The sequence below is a fragment of the Streptomyces viridochromogenes DSM 40736 genome (genome assembly GCF_000158955.1).
Lineage (GTDB): Bacteria > Actinomycetota > Actinomycetes > Streptomycetales > Streptomycetaceae > Streptomyces > Streptomyces venetus.
In genome coordinates, this window is sequence record NZ_GG657757.1 from 238,469 (window position 1) to 245,882 (window position 7,414).

Genomic DNA, 7,414 nt, shown 5'->3' on the forward strand with positions numbered 1-7,414 from the left:
TCCGCGAGGCGCTCACCGAGTGCCCCGCCGCCGGCGGGGGAACGTCCCGGCGCCCGGCACGCAGGGGTCAGCGGTGGCGAGCGTGGGGGCGGCGCGGGGGGGTCGGGCGCCGGTCGGCCGACGCGGCGGGCACGGGAGCGGAGCGACCGGTCGAGCCGACACGCGGGGCCGGGTGACGGACCGTCGGAGTGTCCCGCGGGGCCGGGGGGTCGTGGTCGTCGAGGGGTTCGCCCGGCCAAGGTGTGGGGCGACCGGGCGTCATGAGGCCTCTGCCATGCGGGACAGGGACCGGGACATGGCGAGTACGGAGGCGTAGGCGGCGACCAGGGTCGGGTGGTAGACGATGTCGAACACCTCGTCGGGGGTGCCCTCGGGCATCGTCCGCAGGGCGGGCATGGCGCCGTCGGGCTGCTGTGCGGCGGCGAAGCCCTTCCAGGCCCGTTCGTCCAGGGTGGGGCGGGGCAGGCAGGCGTCGACCACGAGCAGTTCGCCGAGCAGGTCCCAGCGCTCGAGGTCCAGCCAGTCGTCGATCCACACCGGCAGCCAGGTCGCGAGGTACTCGGCGGTGCCGGGCGGCAGGCCGTCGGGCCGCTCCCCCCAGTCGGTCAGGTGGAACACGTTGTGCGTGACGTCGTAGGCGATGTGCCCTTCCACGGTCCAGGGCTCGGGGGTGCGGGCCAGCCAGGTCGTGCCCCGCAGTTCGGCCTCGGGAGGCCGGGGCGGAAGGCCGAACCGGCGCTGGAACGCGGACAGGCCGAGCCGCCGGGTGGGGGTCGCCTCGAACGAGACCCAGCTGTCCAGCCGGTGGTTCAGGGCGGCCGCCCGCTCCACCTCCGGCTGGCTGTACCCGAGTTCCTTGAAGGGCAGGTACACCTCGAACGGGATGGGGGAGATCGGCTCCGTGAGTTGTCCGCGCACCAGCATGCGACCGCCGTCCAGCGTCTCGCGCCAGGCGTGGTCGAGCAGTTGCCGCGCAAGCCGGGCCTGGCGCGATCCCGCGACGCCCTCGCGGAACAGCACCTTGCAGATCATGGCGAGTTCGCCGACGGGTTTGAAGCGCTCCAGGAAGCCGATCTCGGGATCGACGTCGGGTTCCAGCCGGAATCCGTCGCGATGGGCCCACAGCCATTCCAGGGCACCGGCCCCGACGTTGTGGATCAGACGGGTGTCGGTCATCCCAGCACTCCTTGTCCGCCGGGCCGTTGATGCGTGTCCGCCCGGGCCGCGTCGTCGAGTCGCCCGGTGGTCAGGGTCGCCGCGAAGGCGGCCATGAGGGTGGGGTGGTAGTGGGTGAAGAAGTCCGGGCCGCTGTCGTGGTCCGCGCCGCTCCCCCGCTCCGGGACCGCGCCGGAGGGGTGCTGTACGGCCGCGATCCGCGCCCAGGCGTCCTGGAGGACGGCGAGTTCGGGCAGCAGGGGCAGGCTCGCCGCCACCGCCAGCAGTTCACAGCCGAGGTCCCACATCCCGGCGTCCAGACAGGTGTCGAGCCAGGGCGGCAGCCAGTCGGTGAGGTAGTCGGCCAGGTCGGGTGGTACGCCGTCGGGTCCGGCGCGTCCCCAGTCGGTCAGGTGGAAGACCACATGGGTGAGGGAGTAGCCCGAGGACTCCTCGAAGGTCCAGGGTTCGGGCAGCCCGGCCAGCCAGGTGCGCCGCAGTGCCTGGGGCATCGCGTCGGACTCCCGGATGCCGCTGCGTGTCTCGGCGTTCAGGACGCCGAGCCGCCGGGTGGGTTCCTGCTCGGTGAGCCGCCAGCCGCGGGTGCGGGCCACCGTGGCCGTGGCCGCCTCGTAGCCGGGGTGGCGCAGGCCCGCCGCGGCCATGGCCGCGTACACCTCCAGCGGGTAGGTGGCGAAGGGCTCCAGCCGTTGCAGGCGCACGAACAGCTCTCCCCCGTCGGTCTGCTGCCAGGCGAAGGCCATCAGGTCGGTGGCGCACGTGTGCAGCGGGTCCGGGGGCGCGGTGTGCCGGGAGACGGTGGCGCACACCTGGGCCAGTTCACCGAGCGGCTTCCAGCTGCGGTTCACCTGGCCGTCGGCGGCCAGCGCGTCCTCGCCCAGCGCGAACTGCGCGCGATGGGCGCAGACCCACGCCAGTGCGTCCTCGGCCACCTGCCGGGTCCCCCGTGCCTCCCTCACACGAACGCTCCCGTCCGTGTCAGCCGTGCCGCCCTCACCTGCAGCTCCACGAGTGGGTCCTGACCGCCCATCAGCTCGACGAAGTCCAGGCCGTTCTCGAGTCCCAGTGTCGGGGGCACGCCCTCCAGCAGCGTCAGCCAGCGTCCGGCGCCGGCCGCCTGCCGCCAGTCCCTGCGGCGTACCGCGCGCACGAACCCCCGGGCGACGTCGACGGGTCGCTGCCCGGCCGCGCGGGCGACCCCGCAGTCCTCGCCGGGCACGGCCAGGGCGGCCAGCACCGCGAGCTGGTGCGTCAGGAGTTGCCAGGTCGTGCCCTCGAGCCAGGCGGTGTCGGGCTCTTCGTCCGGGCCGTCGGCGTGGCCCGGGTCGAGCCGCCGCAGCGTACGCCGCATGGCCCAGTGGCTCCACACGACGGTGGGGCCGGCGCCGGCGCCCGGCGGGTAGGTCTCCACGGCCTTCCGGAACACGGCGAGTTCGTCGGGCAGGGGCGGGGTGTGCAGAAGGGTGCTCGGCAGCAACGCGTCGGCTCCCAGCACACGTACGGCCGCTAGGGCGAGGCCCCCCGCTTCCCCGTCGGCCGCCGCGGGGACGGCGGCCGCACGAGCGTGGTCTCCGCTCCGAAGAGCGGAGACCACGCCGGAAGCGAGGTCCTGCACCGCGCCCTGCAAGAGGGGCGAAGTGCCTGACTGCTTCATGGTTTCTCCTGTCGGTCCACTCAACCCTTCTTGGGGCGCGGGGTGGGCGGCGACAAGAGCAGACCGAATCCACCCTTGAACAGGGCGAGTGCGGCGCACTCACGGCTGTCGCGGTAGATACCGTCGGCTTCTGCGGGGTCGAGTGCCGCCTCGATGTCGGCACTCTGGATGCCCGTCAGTTCCTCGGTGAACTTTTCGGTGGAAGACATTGCACCATCTCCTAGCAGGAAGCGGATGCTTTCTCCTCTAGTGCACCTGATACGGACAAATCATGCCAACTTACCCATGAGTTTATTTACATCACATGTTCAACATCTCGCTCATGAGTAACTCTGGCCCGCTCGGCCTCAGGCCACGACCCGCAGCGTCCGGACGGAGGAGTCGGACGCGTCCGGGATGAGGACGCCGTGTTCGGCACCGCTGCGCAGGTAGTCGAGGACCTCGTCGGTGATGACCTCGCCGGGCGCCACCACGGGCACGCCCGGCGGATAAGGGCTGATCATCTCCGCGGCGATCCGTCCGGCGGCTCGCTCGGCGGGCACGTGCTCGACCGGGGCGAAGAACGCCTCGCGGGGCAGCATCGCCTGCTCCAGTTCCAGCGCGGAGGGCTCGGGGAGCCGGACGGGCGGGCGCCGTTCGACGGAGTCCGCGTGCTCCACCAGTGCGCGCAGGGCCGCCACCAGGATCTCCTCGGTCTCGTCGTCGTCGGCGTGGGTGATCGAGGCGCTGATGCGGCAGGAGTCCGAGCCGCCGACGTCCACGTGCCGGTGTGTGCGCAGCCACTCCGCGGCCTGCATGCCGCTCATGCCGAGTTTCCGTACGTCGATGACGAGTTTGAGCGGGTCGAGGTCGGCGGCCAGTCCCTCCTCCACGACTTCCCTGCCCATGGGCCGCAGCCCCGGCAGTTCGGCGACGGCCGCCCGGACGCGTTCGGCGCGACGGACGGCGGTCCCGAGGAGTTCGTGTCCCTGTTCCACCATGTGGCGGCGCCAGCCGTCGAGCGTGGCGTACACGAGGGAGGAGGCGCTGGTGGTACCGAGCAGGTCCTCCCGCTGCCGGAGAGCCTCGGGCGACACGCGGTCGTACTGGAGGTGGAACACGGAGCTCTGCTCCACGGCCCCGCCCATCTTGTGCACGCTGGTCACCACCAGGTCGGCCTCGGCGTCCATGCCCCAGGCGGGCAGGTCCGGGTGGAAGGGCAGGTGGGCGCCCCAGGCCTCGTCGACGATGACGGGCACATCGAAGGCGTGGCACACCCGGGCCACTCCCCCGATGTCGGCGCAGGAGCCCCAGTCGGTGGGCGTGATGAGCAGCATGCCCTTGGCATCCGGGTGCTCCCGGAGGCGTCGGCGGACGTCGTCGGCCTCGGGCGGGTGGGCCAGGTGGCGTTCGGTGTCGAACTTCGGGCGCACCCAGATCGGTTCGACGCCGTTGACGACCACGGCCGCGACGACGGACTTGTGGGCGTTGCGCGACATCAGCAGCTTCTCGCCGGGGCCGGCCGTGGCCAGCATGGCCGTCTTCACGGACAGGGAGCTGCCGCAGGTGGAGAAGAACGCGTGCTCGGCACCGACCGCGTCCGCCATGAGCTCCTGGGCCCGGCTGAGCACTCCCTGCGACTGGCGGCGGTCGTCAAGTCCGTTGAGGGAGAGCACGTCGGAGCGGAACACGTCGAGCCCGACGATCTCCGCCACCCGCGGGTCCGCTCCCCGGCCCTGCTTGTGGCCCGGCGGGCCGTAGGCGATGTCGCCGCGGCGCCGGAAGTCCTCCAGCGCCTCCAGCACGGGCACGCGCGAGTGGTCCATGGTTCCTCCCGGGTCCGGCCCGCCCGGCCACCGCCGCGGCGTCCACGGAGTCGTGGCCCGGCGGGTACACCGACCGTGTTGCACCGGGGCACGCGTCGAAACCATCGCCGGGGGTGGTGCCGTCCGTGAGCGGCTGCGGGCTCGTCGTGGCTGATCGCGCAGTTCCCCGCGCCCCTGACGGTCCCCGCGCCCCTGACGGCCAGGGCCGCACCCGCCGCCGGGACGCGGTGGGTGTCGTGGCGGCGTGGAGTGAAACCCGGTCGGGGACGCAGGAACGGGCCACGGTGCGCTACGAACACTTCCGGGACGGCGAGGTGCTGTCCGAGCGGTTCGCCGCGGACCTCGCCCGGACCGGGATTTCGCTGTCACCGCCCGTGCCGGGCGTGTACCTGGGATCGTCCGACATCGGGAACGTCAGCACACGGGTGCCGGCCATTCACCCGTTCGTGGCGATCATGGACGCGGACGGCTCCGACCACACCCCGGAGTTCGCCGAGGCCGCCGCGTCCGGCCGGGCGCGCGAGGTGCTGGTCGCCGTGACGGAGGCCCCCGCGTGCGCCGCCGCCGACGTCCTGCTGTCCGGGGAGCGGCGCGCGCAGGCGTGGGTGCGGCACCGGGCCGCGCGGACCGGGTGAGTCTTCCGCCGTCGGCGGGGAACCCGGTCCACCGCTGTACCCACGACACCCTGGAGAGGGCCATGAGTCTGTTGCGCGTGCTCGGCCGCCCCATGCTGGCCTCGATGTTCCTCACGGGCGGCCTGAACTCCGTACGTGAGCCGAAGGAGGTCGCCCCGGCCGCCGAACCGGTCGTACGGCCGGTCACCGACCGCGTCCCGGCGCTGCCGGACCGCACCGAGCAGGTCGTACGGCTGAACGGCGCCGTGCAGGTCGTGGCCGGGCTGATGCTGGCCACGGGGCGCATGCCGCGTCCGGCCGCGCTGGCCATCGCGGCCACCCTGGTGCCCACGACACTGGCGGGCCACCGCTTCTGGGAGGCCGAGGACCCCTCCGAGCGGGCCCAGCAGCGCATCCACTTCTTCAAGAACATGTCCATGCTCGGTGGACTGCTGATCGCCGCCGACGACACCGGCGCCCGCCCCTCAGTGCTGTGGCGCGGCACCCACGCCGCACGTGACCTGCGACGCGACGCCGGTCTGGTGCGGCGCTCCGTGCGTGCCACCGCGCGTCCGGCCGCGGCGGCCGGCCGTGTCCGGGCCAAGCTCCCCGCCTGAACCGTCGGAGCACCACTGCCGGAAACGCGCGTTAGCCGCCTCGGGCCCGAGGGGACCCGGGGGCTGGAGGTGAAGGACATGGGACACGGAGGAAACGTCATCGACGAGTTGGTGACCGATCACCGCGAGGTCGAGGAGATGTTCGGCAAGATCGAAGGGCTGCCGTCCGGTCACAAGGACCGCAAGATGTACGCGGACCAGGTCACCATCGAGCTGGTGCGGCACTCGGTGGCCGAGGAGGCCTACGTCTATCCGGCCGTGCGCGAGCATGTGGCCAACGGGGACGCCCTCGCCGACCAGGAGCTCGAGGACCACGCCACGGCCGAGCGGATCATGAAGGATCTGGAGCGCTGTGACCCGGGCGACGCCGACTTCGACCGGCTGATGGGCTTGCTGATGAGCGAGATCCGGTCGCACATCGCGGATGAGGAGGGGAACCTCTTCCCGGCGCTGCGGCAGGCTTGTCCCATGGACGCGCTCAACGAGCTGGGCGAGAAGGTGCGGAAGGCGAAGAAGACCGCGCCGACCCGGCCCCACCCGGCCGCCCCCGACAAGCCTCCGGCGAACAAGCTGCTGGCTCCGGGCACGGGGATGGTGGACCGGCTGCGCGACGCGCTGACCGGCCGGGGAAAGTCCGGGTAGCCCGGCCGTCGCCGCACCGAGTGCGGAACCCGTCGCCGAGGCGACGGGCCCCGCACTGTGTTCCACCACGCTCGGCGCGGGCCAGGACACCGGGACGGGTCAGGACAGCAGCCGTTGCCTGACCGCCGGGCCGGGTGCGGGCACCGGCTCGAAGGGCGCGAGCGGGGTGTACGGCCGGGCCCTGTGGTGCGCCAGTCGCCCGCGCAGCCAGTGCCAGGTCGCGGCGGGCGGGACGAGCACGCTGGTCACGCTCATGGTGAACATCTCGTCGCGGGTGTGCGGACCGGGCAGGATCCGGGCCAGAGCGAACTCGGTGGTCCCGGCCAGCCATGCGGCGGCGCAGGCTCCGGCCGTGCGGTGCCGGCCGAGCAGGGCACAGCCGAGCGCCGTCACCGCCGCTCCGGTCATCGCGAGGTGAGCGGGCAGGCGCCCCCGGTGTGCCTCCGCCCGGCGCCACCAGTGACGGCCGTGCAGCCGGGTCATCAGCACGTCGTCGGCGTTGCCGGCCTGGAGGCGGACGGAGATCCAGCGGTCGGCCTGCCGTACGGGACGGGTGGTGGTCCGGCGGCCCCCCGTGAGCGTCCAGCCGGCGTCGACCATGCGCAGGGCGAGGTCGGCGTCCTCGCGGAAGCCTCGCCGGAAGCGCTCGTCGAACCCGCCGACGGCGGCCAGCGCGGCCCGGCGGTAGGCCATGTCGGCCGTGATCCAGCGGGCGGCGGCGAGGCCCGCCGCGTTGCGTTCCCAGTCCGTGGGGCGGCGGTCGGTGGGCCCGGGCACCTCGATCCGGGCGGTGATCCCGGCGGCCCGCCCGGTCGCCGCCGCCAGGTCCAGAGTCGGGTCGTCACCCCAGGTGGGGCCGGGTACGACGTCGTCGTCGGGAAGACGACCCACGGCACGTCACCGGCG

At 73.0% G+C, this 7,414-nt stretch carries 7 protein-coding genes and 2 pseudogenes; 3 read left to right on the forward strand and 6 right to left on the reverse strand.

What is annotated here, in order from left to right:
- Positions 1 to 258: 258 nt before the first annotated feature.
- The 5 genes from SSQG_RS01090 to SSQG_RS01110 all read right to left on the reverse strand — a co-directional run bounded on the left by SSQG_RS01090 (position 259) and on the right by SSQG_RS01110 (position 4,635).
- On the reverse strand, positions 259 to 1,176 hold the full coding sequence (locus SSQG_RS01090; RefSeq protein ID WP_003987796.1) for a DUF6895 family protein: 918 nt from the start codon (positions 1,174 to 1,176) through the stop codon (positions 259 to 261).
- The gene (locus SSQG_RS01095; protein ID WP_003987797.1) at positions 1,173 to 2,135 is read right to left on the reverse strand and encodes a DUF6895 family protein; all 963 of its coding nucleotides are present in this window, start codon (positions 2,133 to 2,135) and stop codon (positions 1,173 to 1,175) included. The genes SSQG_RS01090 and SSQG_RS01095 overlap by 4 nt, the downstream gene beginning before the upstream one ends.
- On the reverse strand, positions 2,132 to 2,830 hold the full coding sequence (locus tag SSQG_RS01100) for a hypothetical protein (RefSeq protein WP_003987798.1): 699 nt from the start codon (positions 2,828 to 2,830) through the stop codon (positions 2,132 to 2,134). The genes SSQG_RS01095 and SSQG_RS01100 overlap by 4 nt, the downstream gene beginning before the upstream one ends.
- A gap of 20 nt (positions 2,831 to 2,850) precedes the next feature.
- Entirely contained in the window at positions 2,851 to 3,039 is a 189-nt protein-coding gene (locus SSQG_RS01105) for a hypothetical protein (protein ID WP_003987799.1), read from the reverse strand.
- Between the two features lie 138 nt (positions 3,040 to 3,177).
- On the reverse strand, positions 3,178 to 4,635 hold the full coding sequence (locus SSQG_RS01110; protein WP_003987800.1) for an aminotransferase class I/II-fold pyridoxal phosphate-dependent enzyme: 1,458 nt from the start codon (positions 4,633 to 4,635) through the stop codon (positions 3,178 to 3,180).
- A gap of 266 nt (positions 4,636 to 4,901) precedes the next feature.
- Between SSQG_RS01110 and SSQG_RS01115 the strand changes: the two are divergent.
- The 3 genes and pseudogenes from SSQG_RS01115 to SSQG_RS01125 form a co-directional block, all read left to right on the forward strand.
- Positions 4,902 to 5,270 (forward strand): annotated as a pseudogene (locus tag SSQG_RS01115) (amidohydrolase); the annotation flags it as partial.
- 62 nt (positions 5,271 to 5,332) lie between these two features.
- Positions 5,333 to 5,866 carry a DoxX family protein gene (locus tag SSQG_RS01120; protein ID WP_003987802.1) on the forward strand — a complete coding sequence of 178 codons (534 nt, stop codon included), beginning with the start codon at positions 5,333 to 5,335 and terminating at the stop codon, positions 5,864 to 5,866.
- A 78-nt stretch (positions 5,867 to 5,944) separates the two neighbouring features.
- The gene (locus SSQG_RS01125; protein ID WP_003987803.1) at positions 5,945 to 6,508 is read left to right on the forward strand and encodes a hemerythrin domain-containing protein; all 564 of its coding nucleotides are present in this window, start codon (positions 5,945 to 5,947) and stop codon (positions 6,506 to 6,508) included.
- Between the two features lie 99 nt (positions 6,509 to 6,607).
- Here the strand turns inward: SSQG_RS01125 and SSQG_RS01130 are convergent.
- Positions 6,608 to 7,414: pseudogene (locus SSQG_RS01130) on the reverse strand (glycosyltransferase family 2 protein); the annotation flags it as partial.

What these genes read in the sequence shown, in the direction of transcription:
- SSQG_RS01105 (WP_003987799.1), bottom strand. Translation starts at nt 3,039, where the DNA reads ATGTCTTCCACCGAAAAGTTCACCGAGGAACTGACGGGCATCCAGAGT.
- SSQG_RS01125 (WP_003987803.1), top strand. Translation starts at nt 5,945, where the DNA reads ATGGGACACGGAGGAAACGTCATCGACGAGTTGGTGACCGATCACCGC.
- SSQG_RS01120 (WP_003987802.1), top strand. Translation starts at nt 5,333, where the DNA reads ATGAGTCTGTTGCGCGTGCTCGGCCGCCCCATGCTGGCCTCGATGTTC.
- SSQG_RS01090 (WP_003987796.1), bottom strand. Translation starts at nt 1,176, where the DNA reads ATGACCGACACCCGTCTGATCCACAACGTCGGGGCCGGTGCCCTGGAA.
- SSQG_RS01100 (WP_003987798.1), bottom strand. Translation starts at nt 2,830, where the DNA reads ATGAAGCAGTCAGGCACTTCGCCCCTCTTGCAGGGCGCGGTGCAGGAC.
- SSQG_RS01110 (WP_003987800.1), bottom strand. Translation starts at nt 4,635, where the DNA reads ATGGACCACTCGCGCGTGCCCGTGCTGGAGGCGCTGGAGGACTTCCGG.